Below are 15026 nucleotides of genomic sequence, written 5' to 3'. Positions count from 1 at the left end.
TTAAACTTCAGGCTTGATAGCGACATAAAGAAGGAAGCTTTGTCCATTTACAAAATAACTTATTGAATTTTATAGACAATAAAGGGTATATTACGCGATCCTTTATGGGTTCTGGTGTGCTTTATGTAAAGTCTTGCTCATGTAAAAATCTCTAGCTTCAGTTAGTTATCCTCAAATTTGACAAAAGTGCTTATGAACGAACGAATTGAAAAAATCATTAATAACAGTCAAGCGGTTATTTTTTATTGGCAAGCTAAAGAGGGCTGGCCGGTCGAGTTTGTCTCAAAAAATATCGATAGGTTTGGCTATTGTTATACTGATTTCACTAGCGGACGAGTGCGATATGTCGACATTATTCATCCTGACGACGTTGAACGGGTTATGGATGAGGTCGTGAACTATACCCAAAGAGGCATGAGTGATTTTCGTCAAGTGTATCGGATCTTTGATGGACAAGGTGCGGTGCGTTGGATTGATGATCGAACGACGATTGAGCGGAACAAGAATGGTGCGGCAGAATATTATCTAGGTACGATTATTGATATAACCGAGTTAAAAGCCGCTGAACATTACAATACGTTGTTGGGCAGTGTCGTGAGTCAAAGCAGTGCTGAAATTTATGTTTTTGACCGTATTAGTCTCAAGTTTACCTACTTAAATGCAATCGCTTTGGAGAGCTGTGGCATTACGATGCAAACCGCACTCACGCTTACGCCTTTAGATGTCAAGCCAGAGATGAGTCTGGCAGAATTTGAACAGTTGATTGCACCTTTAAGCCGGAAGAGTTCACCCGTGAATCGAGTCTGTTTTGAAACACTCCAGAAGCGGGCCGATGGTTCTTTCTATCCTGCTGATATCAGTGTTAAGTTATTAGAGATAGATGGTCAGTTACAGTACGTTTCTGTGGTACGAGATATTTCTGATATAAAAGCACTGCAATATGAACGAGAACAGCAGCATGCCTATGTTCAAAGAATGTTAGATGGCCTGTCTAATGAGGTTATGGTCATTCGTCCCGATTACTCTCTAGAGTGGATGAATCAAGCTACCCGTTTACAAATGCAGAGTGAATGGATCGCCGATTCAGAGAATCCAAAATGTTACGAGGTGTCGCACCACCGTTCCACGCCTTGTGACGGTGTTGACCATCCCTGCCCGTTAAAAGAGGTCTTAAAGACGAAACAGGAAGTGACTGTTATTCACAATCATAGTGATAGTCATGATGGGGTCGATCACTATGTGAATTTAGTCGTAAAGCCCATGTTTGATGAGCAAGGAGAGATCTCTTCGGTGGTGGAGTCGGCACATAACATCACTTCACTTATTCAATTGCAAGATCAATTACGAGAGCAAGCTGAAAAAATGAGCTATCAAGCCAGCCACGATAGTGTTACTGGCCTGCCGAATCGCCGACTTTTTTATGATCGTTTAGATGAGTCCATTAAACGTAATGAACGCTTATCGGCACAAATGGCGGTCGTTTTTATTGATATTGATAAATTTAAAAGCATTAATGACACCTTGGGTCATCAGGCCGGTGATGAGGTCTTAATCGCCGTATCAGATCGTTTGGGAGTGTGTTTGCGAGCATCTGATACGATTGCTCGATTAGGGGGGGATGAGTTTACTCTGATCATAGAAGGGATAGCAGATAAGAAGGGATTGACCACCGTTTTGGATAAAATCATGCTGGCTTTTGATGAGCCTGTTGAAACCGATGCGGGTACCGTAGGGGTTTCGTTGAGTATCGGAGTCTCAGTTTATCCCCAGGATGCAAGGGATCGTAAAACGCTGGTAAGATATGCCGATATGGCTTTGTATGATGTTAAAATAAACGGTCGAAAAGGCTTTAAGTTTTTTGATGAAATGACTCATTAAGGTTAGTCTACGCCCTTCTTGTTTGAATCATACTGATCTTCACGTTTTTAAAAAATTAGGTTGTAACCATGTCTCATTGGGATGTAATTGTGCTCGGTGCCGGTGCCTCGGGGTTAATGTGCTCTGCAACAGCAGCTTATCAAGGTAAGTCCGTTTTAGTCATAGACCATGCCCCTAAAGCGGCTGCAAAAATCCGGATTTCTGGTGGAGGTAAATGCAATTTCACTAATCTGGATGTGAGCCCTGCCAATTTTATCTGCCAAAATGTCCATTTTGTTAAAAGCGCACTGTCGCGTTATCCCTCCTCGGCGTTTATCGAACTGGTTGAACGTCATGGTTTGGCTTACGAAACCCGCGAATTAGGTAAGCTGTTCTGTGCAGAGCGCGCCTCCGATTTGATTCAAATCTTACGTACCGAATGTGATTGGGCGGGGGTTGAGTTTCGACTGAATACCGAGATTGAATCAGTTGCCTTTGAAAATGGGGGGTATCGTTTGAAAACCTCGCAAGGTTTTGTGACCGCCACTAAATTAGTCGTCGCGACCGGGGCGTTATCTTTTCCAAAACTCAAGGCGAGTGGAATCGGTTATAGAATTGCTAAGCAGTTTGGTTTGAATGTTCTTAACACTTCACCCGGCCTGGTACCTTTGAGCTTTGAGGGTAAGTGGCAGGCACGTTTCTCAGAATTAAGTGGCTTGTCGATGGATGTGAAGGTTACCGCCAATGGTCATGCTTTTCAAGAAGCGATACTGTTTACCCATAAGGGATTAAGTGGGCCAGGAATTTTACAGGCCTCTAACTATTGGCAATTAGGAGAGGCCATAGAAGTGAATCTGTTGCCAACCGAATCGGTTCTGGATGTTTTGAAAAAACTCAAACAATCCGGGCAGAGTTTGCCTAAGTGGTTGAACCAGTTTTGGCCAAAGCGTTTTACCCAGGTTTGGTTAGAGGCATTCCCTATGGAGACCACCTTATCGAATGTGACCGATGAAACCATTGAAAATTATGCATATCAGCTGACGCATTGGAAGCTTTATCCGTCTAATACGGCTGGTTACTCTAAAGCTGAAGTCACTTTAGGGGGGGTTGATACTGATGAAGTCTCTTCGAAAACCTTTGAAACCAGCAAGCAACCAGGCCTGTATTTTATTGGTGAAGTGTTAGATGTAACGGGTCATTTGGGAGGATTTAACTTTCAGTGGGCATGGGCATCTGGTGTCGCTTGCGGACTATCCGTATAATAGAGGATATAAAGTAAACGCGACGAATGTACAAGCGTGAGAAACAGATCAGCCTTTCCCCTTGGGAAAAGGCTGTATACAGAAGTAAAGAGACATTGAATGAATTTATTAAACCTAAAGCCTGAAAATCGAGACTCATTTTCTAGCGTTGTAAAAACGCTGGTACAAAAGCATCAAACTCAGCCAAGTGAAATGTTTTTACATGCTATAGAGAGTGAAGCCGATCCAGAGATGAACTACTGGATGACCATGGTCTTGGTGCAAGAGTATTTTGTGTCCGCTCAACAAGAAGTGGCGAAAGATGCAGCGGGTGAGCCAGTTAAAGCTTTGCAAGCGGCATGTCTGCTTGAAAATGCTGGTGTGGTCGCTGCTTTGTTAGAATTAGGCGGATTTAAGGGTGCAGTAACAGGCAAAGAATTTCAGTTGGCAGCGCGTATTGCTTCACAACATGAAAGCCAGGCAATATTGGGACTGTTAATGAAATATGCCCAAGAGAAAGATGAGCTAGAGCCCTTTATGCGCAGCTTGCAAGGGTCAACGTTGCAATAATTCTCTTAGAAATGGCTACTTTGATAGTTAAAATCTATCGTTATGGTTAAAAGAATCAATTTTACTAATGATTAGTCGTTCTATACACTAACTTGCACGTCAGAGATGACACTTATACTTAGATAGTCAATTAGGAGATCCACTATGGCATCAAGCAATAATCTACCAAATCACGAAGGTCAAGCTGTTCCAAATGTTACATTCCGTACTCGTCAGAATGATGAGTGGGTTAACGTGACCAGTGAAGATCTTTTTAAGGGTAAAACCGTCGTGGTTTTCTCTTTACCAGGTGCTTTTACACCAACATGTTCTTCAGCGCATTTACCACGCTATAATGAATTAGCCCCTGTTTTTGCTGAAAACGGCGTTGATGAAATCGTGTGTATGTCCGTTAACGATACATTTGTAATGAACGAATGGGCTAAAGATCAAGAGTCTGATAATGTGCGCTTAATTCCAGACGGTAATGGTGAGTTTTCAGAGGGTATGGGCCTGCTCGTCAATAAAGAAGATCTTGGATTTGGCATGCGTTCATGGCGCTATTCAATGTTGGTTAAAGATGGCATAATTGAAAAAATGTTTATCGAGCCAGAAGTTCCAGGTGACCCATTTGAAGTATCTGATGCAGATACTATGTTGAATTACATCAACCCACAAGCAAAGCCAGCTAAAGTAGCGACAATCTTCACTAAAGTAGGTTGCCCTTTCTGCGCAAAAGCCAAGGCAATGTTAGAAGATAATGGCATCAGCTATGAAGAGATTAATATTTCAAACAGCGGCATCTCTTCACGTACTTTACGTGCGGTTGCTAATGCTGATACAGTCCCTCAAGTATTCATTGAAGGTGAGCTTATTGGTGGTTCTGAAAGTTTAGAAGCATTTTTAGCAAAATAATCTAGTCTGAAGTCACCAGGCCTGGTGGCTTTTCGCTAGAATCTTTTGAAAAGAGTAGTCACAACTACTCTATTCCAAAAAGGGGCCATATTAGCCCCTTTTTTGGTTTTGCTTGATCGCTCAATAGAGGAGAAAAATAAGATGAAATACGATTACGATGTCATTGCGATTGGTGCTGGAAGTGGTGGTTTATCAGTAGTAGAGCGTGCAGCAGAGTACGGTAAGAAGTGTGCAGTCGTCGAAGCTAAAAAGTTGGGTGGCACCTGTGTCAATATTGGCTGTGTGCCGAAGAAAGTCATGTGGTTTGGTGCTCATATCGCCGAAGCCATTCGCGACGCTTCTAGCTTTGGTTTTGACGTCGAGCAGAAAGGCTTTGATTGGGCTAAGCTTGTTAAGAATCGTGAGCAATATATCAGTAATATCACGACCTGGTATGAGGGGTATATGCGAGACAAAGGCGTTGATGTTTTGGAGGGATGGGGCAGTTTTGTAGACCAGCATACGGTTTCCGTCGATGGCAAAACCTACACGGCAGAAACCATCGTGATTGCACCAGGCGGTATACCGCTTATTCCTCTAGAAACAGAAAATGCCGAATTAGGACTTTCTTCTGACGGCTTCTTTGAGCTGACTGAACAACCTAAAAAAGTTGCGGTGATTGGCAGTGGTTATATTGCTGTCGAACTGGCAGGGGTGTTTCAAGCTTTGGGGACGGATACCACCTTAATCAGTCGTAAAGATTTAGTGTTGCGTGGTTTCGATGACATGATCCGTGAAAACCTAACCAATGCAATGTTAGAAAGTGGCTGCAAAAAAGAGTATCACTTTTCGGTTAAAAAACTTGAACGTCAAGCCGATGGCACTTTGACCCTCTACAGTACTGATGGACAAAGCATTTCAGGTTTTGATCAAGTCGTGTGGGCGGTAGGTCGCCAAACTTTGGTAGAGCCGTTAGCTTTAGATAAGGTTGGATTGACTGCAAATAGTAACGGTTTTATTGAAGTCGATGATTGTCATAAAACAGCGGTCGATAATATCTATGCGATAGGCGATGTGACAGGTCAACCCCAACTTACCCCTGTGGCGATTCGCGCGGGACGTTTCTTGGCGGAACGCTTATATAACAATAAACCAGATCTTAAATTAGATTTAAGTGCAGTGCCAACTGTGATTTTTTCACACCCTCCTGTCGGTACTATAGGGTTAGCTGAGCATGATGCGCGTAAGCAGTATGGTAGTGATAATGTAAAGGTTTACACCTCAGTGTTTACCCCAATGCGTTATGCTTTCACAGAGCACCAAATCAAAACTGCGTTAAAGCTCGTCGTAATGGGTGAAGATGAGAAAGTTGTTGGTATTCATATCGTCGGTGATGGGGCGGATGAGATGTTGCAAGGATTCGCCGTTGCCGTGCAGATGGGAGCCACTAAAGCCGATTTAGATGCAACGATTGCCATTCACCCTTCTAGTTCAGAAGAGTTAGTCACTATGCGTTAAGTCTTTAGAGTGTGATCATTCAGAACCAAAAAAGCCGTTCAATTTGAGCGGCTTTTTGGTTTTAATAACTTGAAGGTTCGATCTTTAGGGGCTGTAAATGCGTAAGTTACTCTCCTTAGTTTGGATAACAACGAATCGTTAAGGTTCAATGTGAGGCTCGATGAGTTTAAAGAACTTGGTGTAATTCAAGGAATTTGATACAAGACTGCCGCCAATATAATATTCATCATCAACTTCATGACAAGAGCGGACATGTACCTTTAGCTTTACAGGCACCATTACGTCGGCTTCCAAACGTTCAAAGGTAATCATGACTTCTTCATCGGAAGGGACTTTAACCGCTGATAAAAACCCGATGCCGGTTGAAGAGAGATTTACCACTGTCGTGTAGATCGCTTTGTCGTGTTGAATGAGCAGTGAAGGTATATGTGAAGGCAGTCTATTTTCTCTACGACGATTCGAAAAGGCACTGTTTTCGATAAGGGGAGTGATTTTATCCATTTTTCTCTGTTACCTAATTTCTTTATATGGCTTAAATCAAAGGGGCATAAGAAGAGAGTCAATATAAATTGTCTGCTACATCACTTTGAAGCAACTCCCTGTCAGCTTTAAAAAATAGTGAATATTTTACCAACCCCTGTTCATATTAACCTTGCACAAAGTAGAGTTCAACACTTTTAAGTGGGTGTGAGTTCATCGAATATTTGTAAGTAGTCTTTAGTCGGAAAGTCGAGCCGAACACCAATGTGGCTTTTGTCAGTCAAATTAAGACAATGTCTCACTTCCGCTTTGAATTGAAAGGCTTTGATTTCTTTTCCTGAGTAGCTAGTCGGGATGTCAAAATGAACTTCAACACGATCATGCTCTTTAGCCGAAAAATTCGAGATAAAACCGATGCCATGCTTTGAAAAGTCGGTCATCGTTGCATATATGCTTTGACTGTTAATAATGAACAGTACCGGACGGTTTGAAGGGATGCGGATATTCTTGCGCTTTTCAGAACCAGTCACTTGAATCATTTTTATCCTTTAAATAAAACCATGTCTATACAATACTATGACTATTATAGCGTTATGCAACGAAGTTATTTTATCAACGATTTTTGGTAGGTATAAACAAAAGCTATAGGGTTTGGGTAAGATGGTCAATAGAGGAATTCATGCCGGTTGTAATTGAATAAAATTACCCGATTATTAGACAGTTTAAGGAGATTTAAAAGATGACAATACGAAAATATAAAGAATTTTCCCCACAATTAGGTGATTCGGCATGGGTGGATGCAAGTGCTGTGGTCATTGGTAGATGCGTGTTAGGAGCGGATGCAAGTGTTTGGCCAAATGCCACTCTTAGAGGGGACGTTAACGATATTCACATCGGGGCTCGTTCTAATATTCAAGATGGTGCAGTCGTGCACACCACACATCAAAGTGATGTGTCAGCGGGTTCTAAATGTATCGTGGGTGAAGATGTGACGGTGGGGCATAATGCTGTCTTACATGGTTGTGTTCTTGAGGATGAGTGTCTCATTGGTATGGGGGCGGTGGTTTTGGATAATGCCGTCGTACAGAAGCATGTTTTAGTCGCGGCAAACAGTTTAGTACCACCGGGTAAGGTGTTGGAAAGTGGTTATTTGTATATGGGCTCGCCAGTGAAGCAAGCTCGTCCTCTCTCTGAAAAAGAGATCGCCTTCTTTAAGTATTCAGCCGCGCACTATGTGAAGCTGAAAAATGAATATCAGGCGGAAGAGCTTTAATGCATGGCTTTACGTTTTAATTTGTTTTATCTACTCTTAATTTTATTACCAGGCCTGGTAATAAAATTAAGAGTGCGTTGTCATCAAGGCCCGCACGTCGGCAGCCACCGAAGCGGTCTCAGGGCGCACTCCGCGCCATAAATAAAACGCTTCGGCCGCTTGGCCTACGAGCATGCCTAAGCCATCCATTGTCTGACAATTTGGCTGCGCTTGTTTTGCCCAATCCATAAAAACAGTCGGTTTGTCACCGTACATCATGTCGTAAACCAGCGAGTTTTCAGCAATCAACTTGTCTGAAATAGGTGGAAGTTTGCCCTCTAAGCTGGCGGATGTGCCATTAATGATAATGTCATAGGCTATTTCAGGAATATCGTCCCAGCCACTGCCTGTGATAGGGGTGGATGTTGTAAAGCGTTCACCTAAAGCGATCGCGCGTTGGGCGGTGCGGTTCGCAATATGTACCAGGCCTGGTTGTTTTTCCAGCAACGGGTCCAAAATGCCTTGCACGGCTCCACCTGCGCCTAAAATAAGCACTTTCTGGTCTTTAAAAGGGCGTAAGCCATTCAGTTCGATGTCATTTACCAACCCAATACCATCGGTATTATCGCCGCTAGTTTTACCATCATCGTTAAAAACAAAGGTGTTCACTGCGTGTGCAGTTTGTGCTCTTTGCGAGAGTTGGTCGGCAGACTCAAACGCATCTAATTTAAAAGGCACTGTAATATTAATACCTTTGTATCCGCGGTTTTTTAAGTCGGCAATCGCCCATGCAAAAGTAGTGTCATCTGTATCAACACGAATGGCTTCATAAGCCATATCTTGGCAGGTCTGCTCGGCAAATAGTCGATGAATCAAGGGAGACTTTGAATGGGCGATAGGATCGCCAATCACAGCATATAAATCTGTCATGAAAAAATTAACCCTCTTTTAGCCAAATGGCGGCTAATTTTGCATAGTATGTCAAGATACCGTCCGCGCCTGCACGTTTACAGCTGAGAAGGGTTTCTAGTACAACAGCTCTTTCATCTATCCACCCGTTTTGCGATGCGGCTTTGAGCATGGCATATTCTCCACTGACGTGATAAACGTAAGTCGGAGCTTTGTATTTGTTTTTAATGTCACGCACGATGTCTAGGTAAGGGATGCCGGGTTTGACCATGACCATGTCAGCGCCTTCGTTTAGGTCTAAAGCCACTTCGTGTAAGGCTTCATTACGATTCGCCGGATCCATCTGGTAGGTATTTTTATTACTTTTCCCTAAGTTTCCGGATGAACCAACGGCATCTCGAAATGGGCCATAAAAGGCAGAGGCGTATTTGGCTGAATAAGCCATGATGCGTGTATTAACGTAACCATTAGCTTCAAGCAATTCACGGATTTCAATGATGCGACCATCCATCATGTCGGATGGTCCAACAACATCTGCTCCAGCTTCAGCATGTGATAGGGCTTGTTTCATGAGAGCATCAATGGTGTCATCATTTAAAACATAGCCGTTATCATCAATAATGCCGTCTTGTCCGTGGGTGGTAAACGGGTCAAGTGCAACATCCGTCATGACTCCTAACTCAGGACAAGCCTCTTTCACGGCACGTATTGCCCGCTGCGCAAGACCATGCGGGTTAAAAGCCTCTTCTGCTTGTAGTGATTTGACGTTATCAGGTGTGACTGGAAAAAGTGCTATCATCGGAATGCCCAGTGCACTGATCTCTTTGGCTTCCGCCACTATAAGATCGATACTCAATCGTTCAACACCGGGCATAGAGCTAACGGCTTGACGGATATTGTGGCCTTCAGTCACGAACATAGGTAAGATCAAATCATTCGTGGTGAGGGTGTTTTCACGCATTAATCTGCGAGAAAAATCATCTTTACGCATGCGACGCATTCGAGTAATTGGATATTGACGATCAAGCATTGAAGGATACCTTTTTAAGTGAATTGCTCTGAGCTGTAGAAAGCTTACAAGATAGAGTAGGGTTGTGTCGAATGATATCTGTCAGACGAATAAAAATAAAGCAGTGGATGATCTGTATCAGGTGTGATTATCTCTGTTTCGAACTGAATGGCGCACTGTTATTAAGGGATTGTAAATACAAATATATAGGGGTGGAAAGTTCAGCTTTTCGCTAAAGCCGACATTGAGGAAGTCAGGTGTATCAGAGAGTCAGCTAGGTACATTGGAGACTGCATCAATCGAACAGATTGAACGGCAGTCAGTATATCAGGTCTCTAAGTGAGTAAATGAGTCTCGATGATTGAACAACATTGTGCAATAGACGAGAATCATGATGTTTAAGTACCGTTTACTTCAGATAAGTTTTTAACGGAAGTGATTCTTTCTGGAATCGTAAAAACAGTTTAGTGGCATAAGGCGTAAATGAATTACAAAAAAAAATAATACTCATCATCGAGGTTGTTGAAACTCCAAAATGAGGATCAATATGTATCAGAATCGGCATACCTACTATATAGAGTGGTTATGTGCGCGATATGACTAAATATAGAATATATACAGTCCTGCCATAAAAAAAATTATATAAGAGAATGCTAATTTTTGGTGTATTTTGACTTGCAGTCGTTGGCTATTAAATTTATCATTAACAATTAGTAATAACTGCATGGCCTGAATAACGGTCGAAAAGGGTTCAGGCTATTGAACCAATTTAAAACTCTTGAATTTGGGGTTTTGCTGGAAGCAGCAAGATCATCAAGGAGCAAAAATGACAGATAACATCGTAGACAAGGTTGCAGTACAGACTGAAGACAGTCGCAACCAAGGTCGACGCGCCTTTTTAAAAGGTAGCGCGGCCGTAGCTGGTGGAGTGATGTTCACTTCAGCAGCTAACGCAGCAGGAGGCGCTGGCTTCGATCCTAAGAAAGCAGTAGCACCTTATGCTGGTAAAGCAGAAATAACTGACGTATTACAAGACGGCGCAGCGCGTAAGTCTCTAGGTTTTGGTGTTCGTAAGTACCCTTACGGAATGCCTTCTCCTTTTGAGAAAGAAGTTCAGCGTCGTACGCTTGAATGGTTAACTCCAGATTCAATGGCATCTATCACGATGTCTCCAATCCATCAGTTGAATGGTATTATCACTCCTAATGGTCTTCATTTTGAGCGTTACCATGGTGGTGTTCCAACAATCAATCCTGATGATCACCGTTTAGTTATTCACGGTTTAGTTGAACGTCCTTTGATTTTCACTATGGATGATCTTAAGCGTTTCCCTTCGATTTCTCGCATTCACTTCATTGAATGTCCTGCTAACGGTGCACTTGAATGGAAAGGGGTTCAGTTGAACTCTGTTCAGTGGACTCACGGTATGATGTCTTGTGTTGAATACACAGGTGTACGTCTATCTGACCTATTGAAAGAAGCGGGTATTAAACCTGAAGGTAAGTGGATTATTCCTGAAGGTGCTGATGCATCTGGAATGTCACGTTCAGTACCCGTTGAACTAGCGATGGACGATTGTTTCGTTGCATACGCTCAGAACGGTGAAGCGCTTCGTCGTGAGCAAGGGTATCCAATTCGTTTGGTTGTTCCTGGTTGTGAAGCTAACATGTGGGTTAAATACCTGCGTCGTATTATGGTCCATGATGTGCCAATTCAGCACCGTGAAGAGACATCTAAGTACACAGAGCTTATGCCTGATGGAACAGCACAACGTTTCTCATGGTATATGGAAGCAAACTCAGTCATTACTTACCCATCACCTGACTTCAAAATGCAAGGTCCTGGTAAATACTACATCCGTGGTTTAGCTTGGTCTGGTCGTGGTAAAGTCGCTAACGTTGATATTTCAATTGACGGTGGTAAGAATTGGAAAGAAGCTCACTTCACGTCAGTTGTATTGGATAAAGCTTGGACTCGTTTCGAAATGGAATGGGAATGGGATGGTTCAGAAGCTTTCTTGATGAGTCGTGTTACAGATGAAACGGGTTATGTTCAGCCTCCAATGCCGCAAATGCGTAACTTGGAAGGTACTAACAACGTTTACCACCGCACAGCGATGGTAACGTGGAGAGTACACGGTTGGGATCAAGGTAAAAACGGAGGCATGATTGAAAATGTTCAATACTAAACAAACATTAGTTGCAGCTTCTGTTGCAATACTATTCTCTGGTTCAGCACTTGCTATGTCTGGAAATTCAGACAGCAAAGCTGGTGATAAAATTGATGGTAAATATGCAGCAAACTATGCAGAAATTATCAAAAAAGCAGATGGTAAGTACCTAGATAAAGCAGTTATCGAAGCAATCTTGGGTTCTGATGAAACTCATGGTCGTAATGGATTGGTTGGCAAGTTAGATCCTGCAAACCCATACTCTTTCGAAGTAGATGATAGCATTGATGGTGGTAACCATGGTAACGCGCAGTGTAAGATTCCTGCTGCGTTCACCGAGGTTCACGAGAGTGCTGCAAAGCACTATCATGATGATTCTTCATTCGTGGCAAATGGTTTTGGTACACCTATCGCTGAAGCCGCTTTATCTAAGTGGAATATCACTGTGGATGGTGATGGTAAAGGTTTACCATCAGCTGACGTAGGGATGACCATTGAAGAAGGTGGTAAGGTATACGTTCAGTTCTGTGGTATGTGTCACGGTGATTTTGGTGAAGGCGCTAAGGGTTATCTAGCTCTAGCCGTTGATCAAAACCTTGTAACGTCTAGCTTCACAGATCCAGCACCTATGAAGGCTGTTGGTAACTACTGGCCTTATGCTACAACAATCTTTGATTATATCCGTCGTACTATGCCTTTCTGGACGCCAAACGCATCGTTTATCGGTGATGCTGGTTACCTAGGGATGACTGGTTATATTCTTCAGTCGAACTACATCAAGATTGATGATGAAGGCAATGAGTTAGATGATGAAACTTTCTTCAACTCTGAAATGCTGATGAAGATGAACAAGTATATGCCTAACCAAGGTAACTTCTTCTGCGATCACCGTCCAGTTATTCATAATGAACGTTGTATGACGAACTGTCCAGATGCGCAAGTTGGTGGTAACGGTAAAGGTGATGCTACTGACTATAGAGAAGCACGTAAATTACCTGATGGAACACCTCAGTACAACGTTCCTCAGCGTATGCACGAAGATCCGCCTGGTGTTGGTCACTCTGGAATGTAGTTTATAGTGTTTGAACGATGGCTTAGCTGTTGTTCAACATACAAACTATCAGGTCTTAAAGCCCTATTATGATTTTCATAATGGGGTTTTTTTATGTTTGAAATTTAGCATATCTCCTTTTAAATCCTAGGGTTAATGCCCTTAATAAGGCAATAAATAATTGAATTCCAATATTTAAATGCGGTAGAATATCGTTATTCCCGCCAGGATATAACGCTTGGCAAAACTCAATAATGGTTGCCTTATGCGAAATGAATTAATTGACCCCTTTATGCGAAAAATAAACTACCTTCGAGTTTCTGTAACGGATAAATGTAATTATCGGTGTGATTACTGTATGCCTGAGCAAGGCGTGCATCCTGAAGGTCGACATACTGAATACCTTTCTTATGATGAGCTTGCGCGCATTATTAAAGCATTTGTTGATCTAGGGATTGCTAAGGTACGTTTGACGGGGGGTGAGCCATTAGTGCGCAAAAATCTATCCTCCCTTGTGGAGAAAATAAGTGCTTATGAAGGTCTTGAAGACATTGCACTTTCAACCAATGCACATCACTTAGCGCGTGAAGCTGAAGCTTTACATAAGGCGGGGGTGAGCCGTATTAATGTTTCTATTGATTCATTAAAGCCAAAACGTTTTAACCATATCACCCGTGGAGGGGATTTAGAGAAAGTATTAGCGGGTGTTGATAAAGCATTAGAGATAGGCATGAAGCCAGTCAAATTCAATATGGTTGTTATGAAAGGCACTAACGACGACGAAATTGAAGCCATGGTTGATTTCGGATTGGCCAAAGGCGTTGAAGTACGTTTTATCGAAACCATGCCGATTGGCCCTGCAGGGGTGAGTATGATGAATCAACACTATCCTGCCGATAAGATTCTAGCGCGCATCAAAAAGCATGTTGGCAAGAATTTGATCCCTTCCTCAGGCAAAAGCCATGATGGGCCCGCTCGAAACTTCGTTATTGGGAATTCAGAGACGCGTATTGGGGTTATCTCTGCCGTTTCTGATCACTTCTGTGAAACCTGTAATAGGGTACGTTTGACGGCTAAAGGTGTTTTAGCACTCTGTTTAGGCCAGGAAGATTCAGTGGATTTACGAACTCCATTACGTGAAGGGATAACAGATGAAGGGCTGCAACAGTTGATTGTAGATGCGCTTCTTAAAAAACCAGAAAAACACTTCTTTAATGAGAATGTTCATAATATAGAGTTCAGACAGATGGTTGAATTAGGGGGCTAAAAGCCTATTGATTTAATTAACTGATGTTTTATTTAGTTCAAAAAGATTTGGTGAAGGGACAATTAGATGGTTAATATCTTATATTTTGCAAGTTTTAGAGAAATGCTGGGGCAAGCAGATGAGCAGATGCCTGCACAACATTCTACTGTTGGCGCGTTGATTTCTGAGTTAGCGCAGCGTGGTGATCTTTGGAAGCAGGCTTTACTTGAAAATACTAATTTACAGATCGCAGTGAATCACGATGTTGCTTCACGTGAAACGGCAATCAAAGCAGGTGATGAGGTGGCCTTTTTTCCTCCGGTTACAGGTGGGTAAAGACGGTGAAAAATGCAGAAGAGATGTATCCATATATTAAAATTCAGCAAGCTGATTTTGATCTTACCGTTGAAAATGCAAAGCTTCGTACTGGCCATAAAGATATTGGCGCGGTGGTTTCATTTGTGGGTACTGTGCGTGATATCAACGAGGGCGATGAAGTTGCAATTTTAGAGTTGGAGCATTATCCTGGAATGACTGAAAAAGCGCTTGAAAAAATTCGCTTAGAAGCGCATGATCGTTGGTCACTGGAAGCGAGTTTAATTATTCATAGAATTGGTAAAATGTATCCAGCCGATCAAATCGTGCTGGTGGCTGTTGCAAGCCGTCACCGTGAAAATGCTTTTCATGCCGCGCATTTTATTATGGATTATCTAAAAACGAATGCCCCTTTCTGGAAAAAGGAAACATTACCCGATGGTGACGTTCGTTGGGTTGATTCGCGCGTAAGTGATAAAGAAGCAGAAGCCCGTTGGGCCGTATAGTGAAAGGTCCGATTTATAGTATCTACCCG

Annotated in this window: 15 protein-coding genes; 11 read left to right on the top strand and 4 right to left on the bottom strand. The window is 42.5% G+C overall.

What is annotated here, in order from left to right:
* The first annotated feature begins 192 nt into the window (after positions 1-192).
* The 5 genes from F612_RS0108380 (at position 193) to gorA (ending at position 6059) form a co-directional block, all read left to right on the top strand.
* Positions 193-1878, top strand: coding sequence for a sensor domain-containing diguanylate cyclase (locus F612_RS0108380; protein ID WP_019557320.1), 1686 nt, complete (start codon positions 193-195; stop codon positions 1876-1878).
* A 68-nt stretch (positions 1879-1946) separates the two neighbouring features.
* The gene (locus F612_RS0108375; RefSeq protein ID WP_019557319.1) at positions 1947-3119 is read left to right on the top strand and encodes a BaiN/RdsA family NAD(P)/FAD-dependent oxidoreductase; all 1173 of its coding nucleotides are present in this window, start codon (positions 1947-1949) and stop codon (positions 3117-3119) included.
* A 99-nt stretch (positions 3120-3218) separates the two neighbouring features.
* Positions 3219-3668 (top strand): hypothetical protein, encoded by a 450-nt coding sequence (locus F612_RS0108370; protein WP_019557318.1) that lies wholly within the window; start codon positions 3219-3221, stop codon positions 3666-3668.
* Positions 3669-3812: 144 nt separating this feature from the next.
* Positions 3813-4562: a glutathione peroxidase gene (locus F612_RS0108365; RefSeq protein WP_019557317.1), complete on the top strand. Its 750-nt coding sequence runs from the start codon at positions 3813-3815 to the stop codon at positions 4560-4562.
* 141 nt (positions 4563-4703) lie between these two features.
* On the top strand, positions 4704-6059 hold the full coding sequence (gorA, locus tag F612_RS0108360) for a glutathione-disulfide reductase (protein WP_019557316.1): 1356 nt from the start codon (positions 4704-4706) through the stop codon (positions 6057-6059).
* Positions 6060-6197: 138 nt separating this feature from the next.
* Here the strand turns inward: gorA and F612_RS0108355 are convergent, their stop codons facing one another.
* Together F612_RS0108355 and F612_RS0108350 are read right to left on the bottom strand one after the other, a co-directional pair.
* Positions 6198-6560, bottom strand: coding sequence for a PilZ domain-containing protein (locus F612_RS0108355; protein ID WP_019557315.1), 363 nt, complete (start codon positions 6558-6560; stop codon positions 6198-6200).
* A gap of 176 nt (positions 6561-6736) precedes the next feature.
* Complete coding sequence (locus F612_RS0108350) at positions 6737-7078, bottom strand: PilZ domain-containing protein (protein WP_019557314.1); 342 nt, start codon at positions 7076-7078, stop codon at positions 6737-6739.
* Positions 7079-7278: 200 nt separating this feature from the next.
* Between F612_RS0108350 and F612_RS0108345 the strand changes: the two genes are divergently transcribed.
* Positions 7279-7812 carry a gamma carbonic anhydrase family protein gene (locus F612_RS0108345; protein ID WP_019557313.1) on the top strand — a complete coding sequence of 178 codons (534 nt, stop codon included), beginning with the start codon at positions 7279-7281 and terminating at the stop codon, positions 7810-7812.
* Between the two features lie 66 nt (positions 7813-7878).
* Here the strand turns inward: F612_RS0108345 and aroE are convergent, their stop codons facing one another.
* Both aroE and hemB read right to left on the bottom strand, forming a co-directional pair.
* On the bottom strand, positions 7879-8721 hold the full coding sequence (gene aroE / locus F612_RS0108340; protein WP_019557312.1) for a shikimate dehydrogenase: 843 nt from the start codon (positions 8719-8721) through the stop codon (positions 7879-7881).
* A gap of 7 nt (positions 8722-8728) precedes the next feature.
* The gene (gene hemB / locus F612_RS0108335; protein WP_019557311.1) at positions 8729-9730 is read right to left on the bottom strand and encodes a porphobilinogen synthase; all 1002 of its coding nucleotides are present in this window, start codon (positions 9728-9730) and stop codon (positions 8729-8731) included.
* 805 nt (positions 9731-10535) lie between these two features.
* Here hemB and soxC point away from each other — a divergent pair.
* The 5 genes from soxC to moaE all read left to right on the top strand — a co-directional run bounded on the left by soxC (position 10536) and on the right by moaE (position 14997).
* Positions 10536-11897 (top strand): sulfite dehydrogenase, encoded by a 1362-nt coding sequence (soxC, locus tag F612_RS0108330; RefSeq protein WP_019557310.1) that lies wholly within the window; start codon positions 10536-10538, stop codon positions 11895-11897.
* Complete coding sequence (locus F612_RS0108325; RefSeq protein WP_019557309.1) at positions 11884-12951, top strand: c-type cytochrome; 1068 nt, start codon at positions 11884-11886, stop codon at positions 12949-12951. Before soxC ends, F612_RS0108325 begins: the two co-directional genes overlap by 14 nt.
* Before the next feature lie 244 nt (positions 12952-13195).
* Positions 13196-14197, top strand: coding sequence for a GTP 3',8-cyclase MoaA (moaA, locus tag F612_RS0108320; protein ID WP_026329690.1), 1002 nt, complete (start codon positions 13196-13198; stop codon positions 14195-14197).
* 66 nt (positions 14198-14263) lie between these two features.
* On the top strand, positions 14264-14512 hold the full coding sequence (gene moaD / locus F612_RS0108315; protein ID WP_019557307.1) for a molybdopterin converting factor subunit 1: 249 nt from the start codon (positions 14264-14266) through the stop codon (positions 14510-14512).
* Positions 14513-14535: 23 nt separating this feature from the next.
* Positions 14536-14997, top strand: a complete 462-nt coding sequence (gene moaE, locus F612_RS0108310; RefSeq protein ID WP_033394631.1) for a molybdopterin synthase catalytic subunit MoaE — start codon at positions 14536-14538, stop codon at positions 14995-14997.
* Positions 14998-15026: the final 29 nt, after the last annotated feature.

The organism is Thiomicrorhabdus arctica DSM 13458, assembly GCF_000381085.1.
Classification (GTDB): Bacteria; Pseudomonadota; Gammaproteobacteria; order Thiomicrospirales; family Thiomicrospiraceae; genus Thiomicrorhabdus; species Thiomicrorhabdus arctica.
The sequence above is the reverse complement of the archived record's forward strand: the minus strand, read 5'-3'. Positions and strand labels throughout refer to the sequence as shown.

Coding starts and splice junctions, on each gene's coding strand:
- F612_RS0108325 (WP_019557309.1), top strand. CDS start 11,884: ATGTTCAATACTAAACAAACATTAGTTGCAGCTTCTGTTGCAATACTA.
- moaA (WP_026329690.1), top strand. CDS start 13,196: ATGCGAAATGAATTAATTGACCCCTTTATGCGAAAAATAAACTACCTT.
- F612_RS0108350 (WP_019557314.1), bottom strand. CDS start 7,078: ATGATTCAAGTGACTGGTTCTGAAAAGCGCAAGAATATCCGCATCCCT.
- F612_RS0108365 (WP_019557317.1), top strand. CDS start 3,813: ATGGCATCAAGCAATAATCTACCAAATCACGAAGGTCAAGCTGTTCCA.
- F612_RS0108380 (WP_019557320.1), top strand. CDS start 193: ATGAACGAACGAATTGAAAAAATCATTAATAACAGTCAAGCGGTTATT.
- moaE (WP_033394631.1), top strand. CDS start 14,536: ATGTATCCATATATTAAAATTCAGCAAGCTGATTTTGATCTTACCGTT.
- soxC (WP_019557310.1), top strand. CDS start 10,536: ATGACAGATAACATCGTAGACAAGGTTGCAGTACAGACTGAAGACAGT.
- moaD (WP_019557307.1), top strand. CDS start 14,264: ATGGTTAATATCTTATATTTTGCAAGTTTTAGAGAAATGCTGGGGCAA.
- F612_RS0108345 (WP_019557313.1), top strand. CDS start 7,279: ATGACAATACGAAAATATAAAGAATTTTCCCCACAATTAGGTGATTCG.
- hemB (WP_019557311.1), bottom strand. CDS start 9,730: ATGCTTGATCGTCAATATCCAATTACTCGAATGCGTCGCATGCGTAAA.
- F612_RS0108370 (WP_019557318.1), top strand. CDS start 3,219: ATGAATTTATTAAACCTAAAGCCTGAAAATCGAGACTCATTTTCTAGC.
- F612_RS0108375 (WP_019557319.1), top strand. CDS start 1,947: ATGTCTCATTGGGATGTAATTGTGCTCGGTGCCGGTGCCTCGGGGTTA.
- F612_RS0108355 (WP_019557315.1), bottom strand. CDS start 6,560: ATGGATAAAATCACTCCCCTTATCGAAAACAGTGCCTTTTCGAATCGT.
- gorA (WP_019557316.1), top strand. CDS start 4,704: ATGAAATACGATTACGATGTCATTGCGATTGGTGCTGGAAGTGGTGGT.
- aroE (WP_019557312.1), bottom strand. CDS start 8,721: ATGACAGATTTATATGCTGTGATTGGCGATCCTATCGCCCATTCAAAG.